At 65.4% G+C, this 16,848-nt stretch carries 13 protein-coding genes; 10 read left to right on the top strand and 3 right to left on the bottom strand.

Going from position 1 to position 16,848, the window contains the following annotated elements; all coding sequences use genetic code 11:
- Nucleotides 1–2: 2 nt before the first annotated feature.
- Nucleotides 3–497 (bottom strand): SRPBCC domain-containing protein, encoded by a 495-nt coding sequence (locus tag HPY83_07235; protein ID NPV07742.1) that lies wholly within the window; start codon nt 495–497, stop codon nt 3–5.
- A 136-nt stretch (nt 498–633) separates the two neighbouring features.
- Nucleotides 634–1,398: a CPBP family intramembrane metalloprotease gene (locus HPY83_07230; protein NPV07741.1), complete on the bottom strand. Its 765-nt coding sequence runs from the start codon at nt 1,396–1,398 to the stop codon at nt 634–636.
- A gap of 231 nt (nt 1,399–1,629) precedes the next feature.
- Between HPY83_07230 and HPY83_07225 the strand changes: the two genes are divergently transcribed.
- From HPY83_07225 to HPY83_07205, 5 genes are all read left to right on the top strand, one after another.
- A complete protein-coding gene (locus HPY83_07225; protein ID NPV07740.1) occupies nt 1,630–2,637 on the top strand; it encodes a zinc-binding dehydrogenase in 1,008 nt (335 codons plus the stop codon).
- A 225-nt stretch (nt 2,638–2,862) separates the two neighbouring features.
- On the top strand, nt 2,863–3,237 hold the full coding sequence (gene crcB, locus HPY83_07220; protein NPV07739.1) for a fluoride efflux transporter CrcB: 375 nt from the start codon (nt 2,863–2,865) through the stop codon (nt 3,235–3,237).
- A gap of 16 nt (nt 3,238–3,253) precedes the next feature.
- Complete coding sequence (locus HPY83_07215) at nt 3,254–4,531, top strand: CBS domain-containing protein (protein NPV07738.1); 1,278 nt, start codon at nt 3,254–3,256, stop codon at nt 4,529–4,531.
- Nucleotides 4,532–4,817: 286 nt separating this feature from the next.
- The gene (locus tag HPY83_07210; protein ID NPV07737.1) at nt 4,818–6,392 is read left to right on the top strand and encodes a PDZ domain-containing protein; all 1,575 of its coding nucleotides are present in this window, start codon (nt 4,818–4,820) and stop codon (nt 6,390–6,392) included.
- A gap of 324 nt (nt 6,393–6,716) precedes the next feature.
- On the top strand, nt 6,717–7,916 hold the full coding sequence (locus tag HPY83_07205) for a response regulator (GenBank protein ID NPV07736.1): 1,200 nt from the start codon (nt 6,717–6,719) through the stop codon (nt 7,914–7,916).
- Here HPY83_07205 and HPY83_07200 read toward each other — a convergent pair.
- Nucleotides 7,843–10,047, bottom strand: coding sequence for a hybrid sensor histidine kinase/response regulator (locus tag HPY83_07200; protein NPV07735.1), 2,205 nt, complete (start codon nt 10,045–10,047; stop codon nt 7,843–7,845). The two genes, HPY83_07205 and HPY83_07200, sit on opposite strands and share 74 nt — an antisense overlap.
- Before the next feature lie 345 nt (nt 10,048–10,392).
- Here HPY83_07200 and HPY83_07195 point away from each other — a divergent pair, with 345 nt between their 5' ends.
- The 5 genes from HPY83_07195 to HPY83_07175 all read left to right on the top strand — a co-directional run bounded on the left by HPY83_07195 (nt 10,393) and on the right by HPY83_07175 (nt 16,848).
- Nucleotides 10,393–11,751: a sugar ABC transporter substrate-binding protein gene (locus tag HPY83_07195; protein NPV07734.1), complete on the top strand. Its 1,359-nt coding sequence runs from the start codon at nt 10,393–10,395 to the stop codon at nt 11,749–11,751.
- Nucleotides 11,752–11,870: 119 nt separating this feature from the next.
- Nucleotides 11,871–12,860, top strand: a complete 990-nt coding sequence (locus HPY83_07190) for a sugar ABC transporter permease (protein NPV07733.1) — start codon at nt 11,871–11,873, stop codon at nt 12,858–12,860.
- Nucleotides 12,860–13,744 (top strand): carbohydrate ABC transporter permease, encoded by an 885-nt coding sequence (locus HPY83_07185; GenBank protein ID NPV07732.1) that lies wholly within the window; start codon nt 12,860–12,862, stop codon nt 13,742–13,744. Before HPY83_07190 ends, HPY83_07185 begins: the two co-directional genes overlap by 1 nt.
- A gap of 130 nt (nt 13,745–13,874) precedes the next feature.
- A complete protein-coding gene (locus tag HPY83_07180; protein NPV07731.1) occupies nt 13,875–15,233 on the top strand; it encodes a hypothetical protein in 1,359 nt (452 codons plus the stop codon).
- 478 nt (nt 15,234–15,711) lie between these two features.
- Nucleotides 15,712–16,848 carry an ISAs1 family transposase gene (locus tag HPY83_07175; protein NPV07730.1) on the top strand — a complete coding sequence of 379 codons (1,137 nt, stop codon included), beginning with the start codon at nt 15,712–15,714 and terminating at the stop codon, nt 16,846–16,848.

Below are 16,848 nucleotides of genomic sequence, written 5' to 3'. Positions count from 1 at the left end.
GGTTACCCCTTCACCGCCTCCTCCAGCTTGTCCAGCGACTGATTCATGCCGGCGAAGGCGTAGGCGAACATCTGGGTGAGGGGCCAATTGCGCGCGATGTAGGTCAGGACTGTCTTGCCGCCCAGGCTCTCGAATTGCACCTCGACGTCGAACTCCTCCGGCCCACCCCAATCCGAGGCCGGGATGGGGTCTCCCTGCTCATCGGAGCCCCTGAGGTCGATCTCCAGCCGCTCATTGGGAACGATCCTGCGGAAGATTCCGGCATTGCAGTACACGCCCCCGCCCTGGTCGGCAGGTGCCTGCATGCACCACAGCAGCTTGCCGCCCTCGCGGAGGTCCATCTCCACCTTGGGCGCGGTGTAGGTCGCCGGTCCCCACCACCGCCTGAACTTCTCCGGCTCGGTCCAGAACTGCCACACCTTCTCAATGGGGGCATCGAGGACGCGGGTGACGACGAGGTCGGAGTAGATGACTTCGCTCGGCTGACTCTCGGCCATGGTTGCTCTCCTTGAACTAACGTCCCGTACAGACTTACAGACCGCACCGGGCAGTATAGCACTCCGCACCTCGCCAAAGCAAAGGGGAGGAGTCAGGAGTCAGGAGACCGCATGCCCACGCGCGAGCAGTCTTGGCCTATGTCCCTGAAGCTCGGCGCCGGTGATACCGGCCTATCAGCCGCACCAGCACCCACATAGCGGCCAGCACTTCCACGAAGCCCAGGGAGGCAATCAGCGGCAACTGCAGCCGGTCGCGGAGGAGGGTAACCAACTGTCCCATGGGCTGCAACAGCGGCCACAGGATGAAGATGCTCTTGGTGAGGCGAAAGACGACGGCGAACATCAGGCCGATCACGAAGAGGAAGGTGATCTCGCTCAGGGGCATGGCGTAGCCGATGTGGTAGGCGGCATATAACAGGGAACCCACCAAGACGGCTGGGATGAGCCCGAAGGACTCCTCCAGGCGGAGCAAGACCCATCCTCGCCAGAACACGGCCTCGAAGAAGCCGATGGTCAGGGCCAGAGCTACCAGCGGCACCAGCTGCGTCGTAGGAGGAAGTTCAGTCCGAGCCAGAGTAGCCTGGTACTGCACGGCGGCGAAGATAAGCTGGAGGACCAGGCTGGGCATCAGGTAGCGACTGGTGATCCCCAGGTCAGAGAGCGGTCGGCCCCGCCTGACGACTGTCCAGTACAGGGGGATGCCGATCCCGAAAAGGCCGGCCCCGAGTACGGCGTAGAGCAGGAAGTAGCCGATGCCGTTGTCGGCCGTCACCCCCACGGTAGCGGTGTAGAGCGCCCCTACTACCAGAAGCCACGATAGGGCTACCACGGCCAGGTCGGCCCGGGGGCTCCAGCGTGCCCAGACCAGGCCTCTCAGGCCGGAAGCGCGTGATCGAACCATGCGGACTCCCTCCTCTTGAGGACGCACCCACAGCGCGGCATGTCGTCGCGCTGGAGTGCCCCGGGGCAGCGCCTCGCACTTCGGCTGCGACGCGATAGCTTTCTTACCACACTGGTGGCGTACTTGCCAAAGCATGCACCCGGGTAGAGGCTACTCCTTACGCCGGACGCGAGGGAGTCCCGGTCCTGGAGTGCTATACTCCCCCCAAAAACATCACCCAGGAGGCCCGCTATGCCCCAGACTGGCCACCGCATCGTATTCACCGGCCCCGGCGTCGCCGAGGTGGAGGAGTTCGTCCTCCCCGAGCCGGGCCCGCAGCAGGCTCTGGTCCGCACCGAGCACACCCTAATCAGCGCCGGCACTGAGATCACTCGCTACCTGGGCGAGCTGCCCACCCACCCTGGCTATCCCGTCTACCCCGGCTACTCCAACGTCGGCGTGGTGGAGGCGGTGGGGCCGGGTGTCGAGCGCCCCGCCGTGGGCGAACGCATCCTTACCCTATCCCAGCATACCTCCCACTTCCTGCTGGACCTCTCTCCGGAGCGGCTCACCTACTGGGAGACGGTGCCGGCGGCGGTGGACCCGGAGCAGGCAACGTTCGCGGTCTTGGGCAGCGTCTCCATGCACGCGGTGCGCCGGGCCAACCTGCAACTGGGGGAGGCGGTCGCCGTCTTCGGCGCAGGAGTGGTGGGGCAGCTTATCGTGCAGATGGCCCGATCATCGGGCGCCCGACCAGTGATCGCAGTGGACTTGCTGGACGATCGGCTGGAGCTGGCTCGCCGCTCGGGCGCAGACGCCACCGTCAGCCCGGGCCGGGAGGACGTGGTGGAGGCCATCGTGCGCCTCACTGGCGGCCGGGGCGCCGATGCTCTCTTCGACGCCACCCGGACCTCGGCCACCATACCCACCATGATGAAGGCCGCGGCCCAGAACGGCCGGCTCCTGATTGTGGGCAGCCTGCCCGACAAGGTGGAGATAGACCCCTTCACCGAGCTGCAGCGGCGGGAGCTGAGCATCATCGGCTGCTTCCAACCCGCGTCGCCCGTAGTTGGGCACGCCTACTTCCCCTGGACCCAGCGGCGCAACCGGGCCCTGTTCCTGGACCTGCTGCGCGACGGCTCGGTCAGGGTGGACCACCTCATCACCCACCGGCTGCCCTACGACGCTGCCCCGAAAGCCTACGCCACCCTGCGCCGCGGCCGCGCGGGGTGGTTGGGGGTGGTGCTTGAGTGGGGGTAGGGCAGCGACGACAGCGTGCACTTGGAGGCAACGGCTCTGAGGTGAGTCGCTGCCTGGCCTGGGGTGCGGTGGGAGGGTAGAATGGTCTTGGCGATGAGGCTCGCCTGTCCCGCGAGGGTGTAACCGTCGGTGCGTCCGGCTGATAGCCTCTACCACAGACCAAGCGGTCGCCGGTAGGGGTTCGGGTCCGGCCAGGACCGACGGCCGTTCAGGAGAGCCTCGACTTTGGATCAAGTCACAGCCATAAGCATCGGAGCGGTTCTGGGAGCCAACGCCCGCTACTGGCTGGGCGTCTGGGTTGACAGCCGGTTCGCCACCGGCTTCCCGCTCGGCACTCTCGTGGTGAACTGCACCGGCAGCTTGGTCCTGGGCTTCCTTCTGATCCTCACCACTCAGCGTATAGCGCTCAGCCCGCGCTGGAGGCTGCTCCTTGCCGTGGGCTTCCTGGGCTCCTATACCACCTTTTCCAGCTTTAGCGTCGAGACCCTGGCTCTGCTGGACGAAGGCAGTTGGCTTCTCGCATTGGCCAACGTTCTCCTCAGTGTGGGCTTTGGCCTTGTGGGTGCCTGGCTGGGCGCGCGCCTGGCCGCTGGCATCTAGCGCAAAGGAGGAGGTTGTGACGGAGCACCCGCAGTACCAGCGCCTCACTGTCTATCTCGGCGAGAGCGATCAGTGGCACGGGCGCCCGCTGTGGCAGGCGCTACTGGAGCGGCTGCGCCAGGAGGATCTGGCGGGCGCCACGGTCTTGCGGGGACTGGCTGGCTTCGGGGCCCACAGCCGCATCAAGATGGCGACTCTGGTGCGGCTCTCCGCCGATCTGCCTCTGATGTTGGTGGTAGTGGACCGGACGGAGAGAATTGAGGCCGTATTGCCGCTCGTCTCGGCCATGGTGGGGGAAGGCCTGATCACTCTAGAGCCCATCCACGTGGTGAAGTACGGCCATCGCTACCTGCCCCAGATCCCAAGGGGGCGCCGGGTGAGCGAGGTCATGACCACCGATCCCGTAGCAGTGCTGCCTGATACCCCTCTTGCCGAGGTGGCTCGGCTCCTGCTCTCGAGCCGATTCACTTCGGTGCCGGTGGTGGACCAGTCGGGGACTGTGGTGGGAATCGTGGCCGATGCCGACTTCCTTCGCTGGCCAGAGTTGGCCCTGTGTCTCCGGCGCCCTGAGGCCCTGACGGACGATGCCGTGGTGTGCCTCTTGGAAGAGCTGGCGGCGGTCGGCCACACGGCCAAGGAGATCATGACTGGAGAAGTGGTCACCGTGAGCCAGGGCCGGTCACTTGCCGAAGCCGCCAGCCTCATGGTGCAGCGCAATGTCAAGACGCTGCCAGTGGTGGACGACGAGGGCCGCCTGGTGGGTATGCTGAGCCGTAGTGACGTCATTCGCCAAGTTGCTCACGAACCCCAGAGGCTGCAGGCTGCGCCAGCGCCTGTCGGCGAGCTGTATGTGCTTCGTGACCTGATGCGCTCTGACGTGCCGGCCGTCGCACCTGAGGCCCCTCTCGGCGAGGTGGTTGTGGCCATGGCTCGCTCCGATCTGGGGCGGGTGGTGGTACTCGACAGCGAGCGACGGCCATTAGGGGTCATCTCCGACGGTGACCTCATGGCCCGGGTGAGCCCTGAGGCCCGTCCTGGCATCATTCGGGCGCTGATATCGCGTGTCGGTCTCGCCCCGGGGGAAGGCCGAGAGGCGCAGCAGACGGCCGCCGAGCTCATGTCGGCACCGGCGGTGACCGTTGCTGCTTCGGCCGCCATCGCCGAGGGAATCCGCTTGCTGGCGCAGGAAGGCAGGCGCAGCATCGTTCTGGTTGACGGCGAAGGCCGACTCCAGGGTATAGTCGACCGCCCCTCCCTTCTGCGGGCCTTGCTAGGGGGCGCCATCCACGGGTGAACGGATGGTCGGCCGCGGACAGCGGCACGCTTCTGAAGGGAGGCCGATCCACGCCGGTTTGCCGATCGCTGAGCCTGGGCCGCCAGCCCAGACCTACCGCCCGGTGCAGAAGCTCTCCTGCCCCGGTGGTCCGTAGGGACGCGTGGGTGCATCGATGGCTTTGCAGGCCCGGACCTGGTGTGCTATATGCGTCCTGACAGTGTCGTTGTTCGGGACGGGCGCTGAGTTGCCGATCGGTTGACTGATGCTGCTACCGCTGATCTGACGTTATCGCAGGAGGTTAGTGATGAGACGTGTGTTGGCGAATGCGCTGATGCTGGTGCTGGTGCTCTGCTTGCTCGTGGCATTGCCATCTTCTGCCCAGACCCCAACGCCTACTTTGGATGCGACCGCTACCGCCACGGCCCCCGGTGTCGGCATGGGCGTGGATCAAGGAGTGATTGCGGCCTTCGAGGGAACTGTCACCTCCGTCTACCAGCGACTCATTCCCTCGGTGGTGAACATCCAGATGGCCCGGCAGGCGCCGTCGTCCTTGCTCCCAGATGTCCCCTTCGGCCAGCCGCCCGAAGTACAGAGAGGTGTGGGGTCGGGCTTCGTCTGGGACACTGAGGGCCACGTGGTGACCAACTACCACGTGGTGGCCGGGGCTGACCTGATTCAGGTCACCTTCCAGGACGGCACCACCGTCGAGGCCGAGGTGGTGGGGACCGATCCGGACAGCGACCTGGCCGTGATCAGAGTGGATGTGCCGGCCGAGCAACTGGTGCCCGTGGAGGTGGCCGATTCTACCCAGGTGCAGGTGGGACAGCTTGCCATAGCCATCGGCAACCCGTTCGGCCTCCAGGGCTCCCTCACTCTGGGTGTGGTGAGCGCGGTGGGGCGGCTCCTTCCGGTGGGTACCTCTGTGACCGGCGGGTCTCAGTACAGCGTCCCCGACGTCATCCAGACCGACGCCCCCATCAACCCGGGCAACTCGGGTGGGGTGCTGGTGGACGCTCAGGGGCGGCTCATCGGGGTGCCGACCTCGATCATCTCGCCCGCTGGGGTCTCCGCCGGGGTGGGTTTCGCCGTGCCCTCGCGCATCGTGGCGAAGGTGGTGCCGTCCCTCATCGAGACGGGCCAGTATCAGCATCCGTACATCGGCATCACGGGGACTACGCTCAACCCGGCCCTGGCCGAGGCCATGGGGCTGCCCGAGCGACAGAGGGGCGCCTTGGTGATAGCCGTGACTCCCGGTGGGCCCGCGGACGAGGCGGGGCTCCGGGGCGGCGAGGAAGAAGTGCAAGTCATGGGCACGAATGTCCCCGTGGGCGGCGACGTCATCGTGGCGGTGGGCGGGGAGCAGATTCGGGGGGTGGACGACCTGATCACCTACCTGTCCCGTCACACCGAGGTAGGTCAGACGGTGCCGGTGACTGTGCTGCGAGAGGGCGAGCCGATGACCGTGGAGGTCACCCTACAGGCCAGGCCCAGAGAGCAGGAGGCACAGGTGAGCCCCGGGCCCACCGTCCCCGCCGGCCCGAGGCTGGGAGTGGTGGGGGTCGAGCTTACTCCCGCCATTGCGGAGGCCATGGGCCTGCCCGAGGACCAGGAGGGCGTGCTGGTGCAGTCGGTGCAGCCAGGTAGTCCCGCCGATGAGGCCGGCATCCGGGGTGGCTCTGAGCCGGCCACTGTGGATGGCCAAAGGCTGCTGCTGGGAGGGGACGTGATCGTCGCGGTGGACGGGGAGCCGGTGGCCCAGCCGGCAGACGTCCGCGCTCTCCTGGCGGAGCGCCAACCAGGGGACGAGGTCACCGTCACCTTGCTGCGCGACGGCGAGGAGATGGAAGTCCAGGTCACGTTGGCGGAGGTAGCTCGGTAGAAGGGTCGAGCCCTCACCCCCAAAGAGTTTGCGCCCACCCCCGAGGAGTTCGCGCGCCCACGCGCGCGGCGGCCCCGCCACCACAGCCCCATCCCGGTGCTGGGGTGCGTGGGGCACGCTCGCAGACTCCTCCCGCCTGATCCCGAGCCGTTGCCGCTCCTTTCCCCGGCCGGCGCCGATGCGCTATTCTGAGAGCACAGGGGACGCATTCCCTCGCGGGGCACGCGCCACCTGGCCGAGCCGACGTTACCGGGGGTTGCGCCGCCACCGAAGGCACGCTGTACGGGGATGCGATGCCCGCGGCGGTGCTGGGGGAGCATGGCGATGGGGACACTGAGCAGAGAGGAGATACGTGAGGCGCTCAGCTGCCTCAACGACAACGTCGGCCTGGCGAAGGCATCTCTGGCGCAGCACTTCTCGGACATCAACACCGCCATCAGCATAGATGAGCGGGCCAACTACATACGGGCTCGGCTGCTCGAGGCGATCGAGGTGCTCCGGCCGGCCCGACGGGCGGCCTTCGGCTCGCTCGAGTCACGGCATTACGACGTGCTGTCCCTGCGCTATGTCGAGGGGATGGCGGTGGCCGAGATGAGCCGAGAGCTCTCGCTCGGGCGGCGCCAGATACATCGGGACCTGCAGGAGGCGGAAGGGAAGCTGGCGGAGGTCCTGGCTACCCTGCCCGGAGTCGCGACCGGGTACGGCCAGGCACCAGTGGCTGAGGGGAACTCGCTCAGGGACGAGTTGGAGCTCCTTCCCTACGAGGCCGGGCCGGTCGAGCTGGGCGAGGTGCTGAGGACGGCAGCTGAACTCTTGCGCCCCCTGGCCGACCGGTACGGGACTGGCATCATCTGGGATGCGCCGGAGGGGGCCTCGGTCTGGGTCATGGCCGACCACGCCGTGCTGAAGCAGGTCCTGGTGCAGCTTCTCAGTGCCGCCGTCCAGTCCTCCACGGCGGCAGACGTCCGCATCGGCGTCGAGCAGGGCGAGGGTGCGGTCACCGCCCACGTACGCTTGTGTTCCGATCCTCGCCGGCTCCGACTGGAACAGCTGAGCGAGGTTCGGCGGATCGCCTCTTCCAAGGGAATCGGATGCCAGGTGCGTGCGGTTGCCGACGATCAGTGGGAGATCATTCTGGATCTGCCCCGGAGCAGGCCGTTCTCGGTGCTGGTGATCGAGGACAACCCCAGCGCTGTCGAGCTGTACCGTCGCTACCTGGCCCCCGGGACGTGGGAGGTGGAAGGGGTGTCGGACCCTCGCCTGGCCTATGAGGCGGCCACGAGGGTTCGCCCCGACGTGATCGTGCTGGACATCATGATGCCCAAGATGGACGGGTGGAGCGTTCTATCGCTGCTATCGAACCACCCCAACACGGCGAACATCCCGGTGGTGATCTGCTCGGTGGTGTACGATCCTGAGCTGGGGGAGGCGCTGGGAGCCCGAGCCTACCTCAAGAAGCCCCTGTCCGAACAGGAGCTACTGGCTGCCCTGCAGCGAAGTCTTGGTGGCCCTCTGGCAAGGTAGCGCCGGAGGCTACGGCCAACGAGATCAGGCTCACCAGCTCGCCCGGACGGAAGGAGCTGCGCCTGGTGAGGCGGAAGTACGCTCCTCTCTGAGCCATCTCATCCTCACCGGGAGTAGCGGCAGTCACCGCGACAACGGGGATCCCCCGCAGCGTCGGCTCTTGACGTATGGCCGCCAGGACGTCGAAGCCGTTCATGTCCGGCATGAGCAAGTCGAGCAGGATGGCGTCCGGCCGGTAGCGACGCGCCTTTCGCAGGGCCTCCGCCCCGCCGTAGGCAGTCAGCACTCCGTAGCCGTCCTCAGAGGACGACTGCAGCATGCGGCGAATGAGTTGCACGAAGCTGCGATCATCGTCGGCTATCAGCACGGTGGCGCGGGACGGTTCCGGCACTATCGCCTTCAGGGCCTCAAGCAGCTTCTCCTGGGTCACCGGCTTGGTCAGCACGGCGGAGAATTCCTTCGCCCCGGAGAGCCACTGACTGCTAGGAAGGGAGCACTCGATCACGGGCGCCGCCTCGGGCAGGAGAGCAGCCAGCGGGTGCTGCGCCGGGGCTGGGGAGCTGACCGGCGTGTTTATGACCACCGCGGCCGGGGCCTCCCCGACCAGCATCTCGTCCGGGGATCTGTCCGCGGGGACGGGGGCGAAGTCGCAGCTCTCCAAGCGTCGCCGCAGGTAGCCTGCCGCCGTGCCGTCGTCGTTGAGGACCAGCACCAGGGGCTTGCTGCGGGCCTTGGGGGTGGGCAGGGGCCTGCCCGGCCGGCTCAGGCTCACCGGCTTGTCGGCCAGGGGAAGGGAGAAGGAGAAGGTACTACCCACCCCGACGGTGCTCTCCACCCAGATGCTCCCCCCGTGAAGCTGCACGAAGCGGCGCGCTATGGCCAGGCCCAGCCCTTTGCCTGAGTCGGGCCCGTGCTTGGGCCGGCCGACCTGGTAGAACTCGTCGAATATGCTGGCCAGCTCCTCTTGGGGGATGCCGTGGCCGCTGTCGCTGACCGAAACCACCACTTCCCCTTCTCGCGTTGTGGCTTCGATATGAATCGAGCCCTTTTCGGTGTGCCGAACGGCGTTGGTGAGCAGGTTGAAGAGCACCTGGCGTATGCGCACCGGGTCTATCGCCAAGGGTGGGATATCCGCGTCGCAGGACACCCGGATGGATAGGCCCTTCTCCTGGGCCAGGGCTTCGGCGATGGCCACCGCTTCCTGGATCACGTGTGCCAGGTCGCTCGGCTCCCGTCTGATGGGCATGGCGAGAGCGTCCACGCGGGCCAGGTCAACGATGTCGTCCACGAGATCGGAGAGGTAACCGGCATTGCGCCGCAGCTCGGAGAGGTCGCGGAGGAGGGCATCTGGCCAGCGGTCCATGCCGTAGAGCTGGGGCTTGGTGTAGATGAGGTGGCTGAAGCCGAGGATGATGTTCAGGGGGGTGCGCAGCTCGTGGCTGAGGTTGGTGGCGAAACGGCTCCTGAGGTCGCGGAGGGCGTCGGCCTCTCGCCGGGCCAGGAGCAGTTCCCGGTTGGTCTTTTCCAGCAACTGGTAGGAGTCGTCCAGGGCCTTGATGGTGCGGTTGAGCTTGCCCCGCTGGTCGCGCAGTTGCTCGGCGAGGGCAGTGGCTTCCAGGCTGCGCTGCGAGTGCCAAAGGAGCAGTTGGTGCAGGGGCTGCAGGGTGAGCCACGACAAGACGCCAGTGGCGATGACGAAGAGCGAAGACAGAGCCACCGGGTCTGGCAGGCGCAGCTCGATGAGCAGGACGCTGAGCACGGCCAAGACAGCAGCTACCACCGGCCGGTACAGCGCCCCGGCGACGAGCACGGGCAGGGCAAGCAGCCAGCTTGCCTCCCAATGACTAGCCTGCACGGCGACAGCGCCTAGGAAGCAGGCACCCACCAGCCCCAGTTTCCCTGCCTGCAGGCTTCGTCGTCCGACCCGCCACAGGGCCAGGAGGACCAGGGCTGCGGCAAGGAAGAAGACGAGGAGGGAGAGGTCCTGCGAGGTCACCAGAGCCATGTGCCACAGGATGGCGTACTGGATGGCGACCAAGGCCATGAGGAGCCGGTTGAAGATCGCCCGGTCCACGTCCTGCTTGTTGAGCCGAAACGCCTGAGCCGGCTCCAGAGAAGCGCGAGCGTCCATGGCCTCACCTCCCCCTCGCAAGCACCGTTGGGTCCCGCGGCCAGCATAGCGGGCCGGGGCTGGTGCTCGCAAGAGCCACTCTCCGATCGGCGCCTGGTGTGGCCCGACGGCGTCGTACGGCAGGAAGGCGAAAGCTGGGCCTTGCCTCCAAGGTTCGGCCGATGGCAGCGCCCCTCGATCGCTCGGGGGACACACTTGCGACACACCCATGTCGCATGGAAGTCGCTCCAGAGCGCCGAATGCCGGTCGAAAGCGCAGGACGCGGGCCGGTATAATGGTAGCAGCGGTACCTCATCGGTCGGTTACTCTCGTCGTGCTGCTGTAGCGCTTTCCAGGGAGGCAGAGATGGTGACGCGTGTTCTGACCCGACGACGGTTCCTCGCATTCTCCACTTCTGGCATTGCCGCCGCACTACTCACAGCCTGTGCAGCGACCCCGGCTCCTGCGCCGGCCGAGGCCACCGGCGTCGCTGCAGGGGAGACGGTGGCACCGGCGCCCCCGGCCGGCGAAGTGGTAGAGCTTCGCTTCGAGGACGAGGCAGAGGTAGGGCCGGAGGGATTCAAGGTCTTCACCGACGTGCTCATTCCCCAGTTCGAGGAGGCGAACCCGGGCATCAAGGTGACTTTCGAGCCGGCCATCGGCGACTGGTCGCAGAAGATCACGGCGCAGATGGCGGCGGGGGACGCTCCGGACGTCATGGTGGCCTACGGCAATGCCGCCCGGGAGTGGATGGAAGCGGAGCAGTTGCTTCCGCTGGAGGAGGAGTTCACCAGCGACGAACTGAGCGACTTCTACGAGGGGCAGCTGGTAGCCTTCAACGTCAACAACCACCTCTACGAGATCCCCAAGTACGTGTCCACGGTAGCCCTCTCCTACAATAAGGACCTGATGGATGAGGCCGGCCTGGACTATCCCACGGATGACTGGACCTGGGATGACTTCCTCATGGCTGCGGACAAGCTCACGGTCCGGGACGACAGCGGCAAAGCCTCCCAGTGGGGCTACCGGGTGGCGCAGAACTATATCGCTCACTGGGTGTGGCAGAACGGCGGTGAGTGGATGGACAAGGACGCCATGGGCACTAAGATCCTCATTGACCAGCCCAAGGCGGTGGAGGCGCTCAAGTTCAACTGGGACATACTTTACACCTACAAGTACTCGCCGTCGGCCCAGGAAGCCGAAGGCGTCGGTAGCTGGGACTTCTTCCAGACTGGGAAGCTCGGTTTGCACGAGGCTCACAGCTGGCAGGTCACTGACTTCATCGCTCGCAACAACTTCGCCTACGACTACTCCCTCCTGCCCCACAAGGAGCTGAGCGTGGGCCACATCTTTGCCGACGGCTACGGCGTCTACGCGGGCACGAAGCACAAGGCGGAGTCCATCAAGCTACTGCGGTTCATGACCAGTCCCGAGGCGGAGCGGGAGATGTGTACTTCAGTGCTGGGGCTGCAGCCATCGCGCAAGAGCGTGGCCCCGGTGTGGGACACGGAGTCGCAGGGAGCGAAAGCGGGCCTGAATGTGAAAGCCTTCAGCGACATGGCCGCCATCGCCCGGCTGGATCCCTACTTCAAGAACCACGCTAAGGTAAGGGAGATCTTCGTCCCCATCTGGGACTCCATCTGGGTCACCGGTACCATGGGCCTGGAGGAAGGGCTCACGGAGCTGTGCACCAAGATCAATGAGTACCTCGCTACGGTGACCTAGACGCGGGCGAACAGGCCGTCGGTGGGCTGCGTCCCCGCAAGGCGGCGCGGCCCACCGACCCCGCCGCAGGCGGCGACGCTGCTCGGTTGGTCCGATCGAGGCTGGCCGGAGGGAGCTATATGGGTGTAACCGAGCCGGTGCGCGCGGGGATTCCCCGGCGTGCAGGGCAAGAGGCGCGGCGCGGGGGGTTCGCCGGCCGCAGGCTGACTCTGCTGCAGCAGGAGGAGCTGGTCTCCTGGCTCTTCGTCTTGCCCTGGATCTTTGGCTTCGTCGCCTTCATCGCCGGGCCGATGCTTTACTCGCTCTATCTCAGCCTCACCGAAGCTAGCATGCTGAGGCCCCCGGTCTACGTGGGGCTGCTCAACTACCGCAACCTCTTCTCCTTCGATGAGGTGACCTCTCTTTTCTGGAAGACGCTCTACAACACCTCTTATTACGTGTTCATTAGCGTCCCCCTGGGCATCGTCGTCGGCTTCGCTATCGCCCTCATGCTGAACCAGGACGTCGTCGGACGAGGCGTCTGGCGCACCATCTACTACTTGCCCTCTATCATCCCCGGCGTGGCGGTGTCGCTCTTGTGGATCCTCATCTTCAACAAGGAGTTCGGGGTCCTCAACAACGTGCTCGCCGTCGTCGGCATCGAGGGGCCCGCGTGGCTATACGAGGAGAGGTGGGCCAAGCCGGCGCTGATCATCATGAGCCTGTGGGGGGCAGGTGGGCCCATGCTGATCTTCTTGGCCGGACTCCAAGGCATCCCCACCGAGCTGTTCGACGCGGCCAAGGTAGACGGAGCCGGGCTGTGGCCCCGGTTTCGGCACATCACCATACCGATGGTGAGCCCCACCATCTTCTTTGTCCTCATCACCGGTATCATTGGGTCCTTTCAGGTCTTCACCAACACCTACGTAATGACGCAGGGCGGGCCGAACAACTCGACCATGATGTACGTGCTTTACCTGTTCAACCTGGCCTTCCAGCAGTTTCGCATGGGCTACGCCAGCGCTTTGGCCTGGATCTACTTCATCATCATCATGTTCTTCACTGTGCTGATCTTCCGATCGTCCGCAGCCTGGGTTTACTACGAAGCTGGTATTGCGGGAGGCGAGTGATGGCCTCAGTCTCGGTTGCCGCCTCCAGGCGAACGTCCTGGAAGGCGACGACGCTGGTGGGCAAGGCGGTGCTCTACCTGATCATCATCACCGGCGCCGTGGTCATCATGTTTCCCTTCTACTGGATGGTGACCACCTCGCTGAAGCCGCCCGATGAGGTGGTGACCTATCCCATCAAGTGGGCACCGAGCCGTCTGGTATGGGCCAACTATCCGAGGGCCATCACTTCCCTGCCCGTGTCGGTGCTGGTCTTCCTCAAGAACTCCATTGTGCTCAGCACCCTGGTCATGGTGGGCACAGTGATAAGCAGCGCCGTGGTGGCCTATCCCTTCGCTCGGCTGCGGTTCCGTGGCCGCCGGCCGCTGTTCTTCCTCATCCTGGCTACCATGATGATACCGGGCCAGGTGACCATGATTCCCCTGTTCATCATATTCTCCAAGCTGCGCTGGGTGAACACCTTCCTGCCCCTGATAGTGCCCGCCTACTTCGGCGAGGCCTACTACATCTTCCTGCTGCGCCAGTTCTTTGCCACCATCCCCAGGGAAATGGACGATGCGGCCAAGATAGACGGCTGTGGCCCCTTCGGGCTCTTCTTCCGTATCATCGCCCCCCTGGCCCGGCCGGCCCTGGGAGTGACGGCCATTTTCTCCTTCAGCGGCATGTGGAACGCCTTCATGGGACCTCTAATCTACCTCAACAAGATGGAGAAGTTCCCCCTGGCCCTGGGGCTGCGGGCTTTCCAGGCGGGGCCCGGCTCGCGAGCCATACGGTGGGAGTCCATGATGGCCGTGTCGGTGCTCATGACGGTACCAGTGCTCGTCCTGTTCTTCATTGCCCAACGCTCGTACATCCAGGGCATCGTGATAACGGGGGTGAAGGGATAGCTGACGCGTGACGAGTGACGCGTGACCAGAGAACATGAGTGGGGTCCGGTTCACGCATCTGGCAGCGAGCAGCCCTCGCCCATCCCTTGTCACGTGTCACTCGTCACTGGTCATCTGCGCGGAGGCAGGCATGCAAACCAAGATCGTCATCATCGGCGCCGGCAGCGCCTCCTTCGGGCCTGCCATCCTGAGCGACATACTGCAGTGCCGCTCGCTCTCGGGCAGCACCGTCGCCCTGTGCGACCTCAACGCCCAGGGGCTGGAGCTGATCGCCAAGCTGGCGGAGCGGGCCAACCGCGAATGGGACGCCGGCATGACCATCCAGGCCGCCACCGATCGCAGAGAGGTGCTCCCCGACGCCCAATTCGTGATCACCTCCATCGCGGTGAACCGGGAGAAGCTCTGGCGCCAGGACTGGGAGATCCCCGCTCGATGCGGCGTTCGCCAGCCCCTGGGGGAGAACGGCGGCCCAGGAGCCGCCTTCCACACGGCCCGCAATGCTCCCATGATCCTGGACATCTGCCGCGACATGGAGAAGCTCTGCCCCGATGCCTGGCTCCTGAACTTCACCAACCCGGTGCCCCGCATGACCCTGGTGGCTAGCCGCTACTCCAAGATCAAGGCCGCTGGCCTATGCCACCAGATCGGCATGGGCTACGCCATCGTCGCCTTCGCCTTGGCGGAGGACCTGGGCCTGGAGCGCCCGGTGGGCGGCGAATGGGGGCTGTACGGCCTAGGCCGTCAGGCACACGATCTGCTAGACATCAAGGCGGCCGGCATCAACCACTTCACCTTCATGCTCGACATCCGCGACAAGCGGACGGGCGAGGACCTCTATCCCCTGTTCGCCCGTCGCCTGGCCGAACTGCCGGCTGACTTCCAGCCCCTCACCCGCCGCATCTACGACGCTTTCGGCGTCTGTCCCGCCACTGGAGACGGGCACCTGGCCGAGTACACTCACTGGACCCACGATCCGCAGACTAAGCCCTGGGAGAAGTACGGCCTCCACCTCTATGACTGGGACAAGGCCGAGCAGGGCCGGGACCGGATGTGGCAACAGATCGAAGCCATGGCCGCGGGAGGGGAACTGTGGGGCCGCATCAGGTCCGGCTCCGGGGAGCGGGCCATCCCCATCATTGACGCCATGCTGCACAACCGCAATACCTACGAAGTGGCGGTGGACATCCCCAACGAGGGCTACATCGCCAATCTGCCCGACGGTGCCATAGTCGAAGTGCCGGCGGTGGCCAGCCGCTTCGGCATCCGGGGCGTGGGAGTGGGATCGCTGCCCGAGCCCATCGCTTCCCTGTGTCGTACCCAGTTGACCGTGGCTTCTCTGGCGGTGGACGCAGGGGTGCTGGGCAGCAGGGAGCTGCTGCTGCAGGCGCTGCTGCTGGATCCCATGGTCAACGACATGGACCAGGCCAAGGCGATGATGGAGGAGATGCTGGAGGTACAGGCGGAGTACCTGCCCCAGTTCCGGCAGTAGCCCGATTCCACGCCGGGCCTTCGCTCCGCCGTCCCTGCCGCGCTTGGCCTGCGCCGCCCGTCGGCAGGAGCCGTGAGAGCTTACGGTCGAGGGGCGCCGGCCAAGAGCCTGCTCTGAGGAGAGCGAACGGCCCGCCCTGGTCTCCCCCCCGGTCCGGGGACCAGTAACCCCCCGAGGAGTTCGTGCGCCGAGGTGCGAGAAGGCCCCAGCAGCAGACGTTCTCGGTCGGAGTGCCGCCGCGTCTGGGAGCGCGACCTCCTCGAGGCGGGGCTCAGCCTGCCAGAACGCCATCGCTTGTCTCTGTCAGCTGGCCGAAAGGCCGGCTTCGCCGCATCCAGCTCTGGGGTTCAGCCCGGAGCCATCACTCGTCTTCTCATCCTGGCCGGTTCCCCCGGTAGGGCGATTGCATCTAAGTGGTTAGTGTAGGCAAGGAACCTGCAGGAGGTGGGGAGCAGCGATGTAGGGAGAGGGGGCTGTCATGGCTGGAGCGAGTCTGGTGGAGCACTTCTCGGAGCTGACCGATCCTCGGGTGGAGCGCACCCGCTGGCACAAGCTAGTGGATATCGTGGCCATCACCCTTTGTGCCACCATCTGCGGGGCCGACAACTGGGTGGATATCGCCCTTTTTGGGGAGTGCAAGAAGGAATGGTTTGCCACCTGGCTGGAGCTACCCAACGGCATCCCCTCCCACGACACCTTTGGGCGAGTGTTTGCTGCTTTGGACCCAGTGGAGTTTGGCCGCTGCTTCATGAGTTGGGTACAGGCGGTACAGGAGGCTACAGAGGGTCAGGTGGTGGCCATTGATGGCAAGAGCCTGCGAGGCTCAAGGGACGGTGTGCTGGGCAAGAGCGCCATTTGTATGGTCAGTGCCTGGGCGGCAGGAAACCGCCTGGTGTTGGGGCAGGTGAAGGTAGAGGACAAGTGCAATGAGATAGCAGCCATCCCTGAGCTGCTGCGGGTGCTGGACCTGTCGGGCTGCATCATTACTATAGATGCCATAGGGACCCAAAGGGCCATAGTGGACCAGATCGTGGAGGGCGGGGCTCACTACCTCCTGCCCGTCAAGGACAACCAGCCGGGGCTGCGAGAAGAGATCGAGGATGTGTTCCAGACAGCGATGGAGTTTGACTTCAAGGACGTGCCCCATAGCCATGCCAGGAGCGTGGATAAGGGCCATGGCCGCCTGGAGACACGGGAGTGCTGGGCCATCCAGGACAAAGAGTGCCTGGCCTGCCTGGGCCAACACGCAGGGTGGGCGGGGCTAAAGAGCCTGGCCATGGTGAGGCGGCAAAGGCGTACCTGGGGCCAAGAGGGTAAGGTGCAGGAGGAGACCCTCTACTACATCACCAGCCTGGAGGCCGATGCCGAAAAGATCCTCAAGGTCAGCCGCACCCACTGGAGCATCGAGAACGGCCTGCACTGGGTGCTGGATGTGGCCTTCGACGAGGACCGCTGCCGAGCCCGAGCCGGGAACGGGGCCCAGAACCTGGCCCTTATGCGCCACCTGGCCCTGAGCCTGCTCAAGCAAGACACCACCATCAAGGCCGGTATCAAGGCCAAGCGCAAGGCCGCTGGCTGGAATGAGGACTACTTACTTAGCCTCATAAACCAATAA

This window comes from Anaerolineae bacterium (assembly GCA_013178015.1).
GTDB lineage: Bacteria > Chloroflexota > Anaerolineae > DRVO01 > DRVO01 > Ch71.
This window is presented reverse-complemented; position numbering and strand designations above follow the sequence as displayed.

Bases quoted from the DNA above. Each gene is read 5' to 3' on its own strand.
- HPY83_07235 (NPV07742.1), bottom strand. From the start codon at position 497: ATGGCCGAGAGTCAGCCGAGCGAAGTCATCTACTCCGACCTCGTCGTC.
- HPY83_07230 (NPV07741.1), bottom strand. From the start codon at position 1,398: ATGGTTCGATCACGCGCTTCCGGCCTGAGAGGCCTGGTCTGGGCACGC.
- HPY83_07225 (NPV07740.1), top strand. From the start codon at position 1,630: ATGCCCCAGACTGGCCACCGCATCGTATTCACCGGCCCCGGCGTCGCC.
- HPY83_07210 (NPV07737.1), top strand. From the start codon at position 4,818: ATGAGACGTGTGTTGGCGAATGCGCTGATGCTGGTGCTGGTGCTCTGC.
- HPY83_07205 (NPV07736.1), top strand. From the start codon at position 6,717: ATGGGGACACTGAGCAGAGAGGAGATACGTGAGGCGCTCAGCTGCCTC.
- HPY83_07200 (NPV07735.1), bottom strand. From the start codon at position 10,047: ATGGACGCTCGCGCTTCTCTGGAGCCGGCTCAGGCGTTTCGGCTCAAC.
- HPY83_07195 (NPV07734.1), top strand. From the start codon at position 10,393: ATGGTGACGCGTGTTCTGACCCGACGACGGTTCCTCGCATTCTCCACT.
- HPY83_07190 (NPV07733.1), top strand. From the start codon at position 11,871: ATGGGTGTAACCGAGCCGGTGCGCGCGGGGATTCCCCGGCGTGCAGGG.
- HPY83_07185 (NPV07732.1), top strand. From the start codon at position 12,860: ATGGCCTCAGTCTCGGTTGCCGCCTCCAGGCGAACGTCCTGGAAGGCG.
- HPY83_07180 (NPV07731.1), top strand. From the start codon at position 13,875: ATGCAAACCAAGATCGTCATCATCGGCGCCGGCAGCGCCTCCTTCGGG.
- HPY83_07175 (NPV07730.1), top strand. From the start codon at position 15,712: ATGGCTGGAGCGAGTCTGGTGGAGCACTTCTCGGAGCTGACCGATCCT.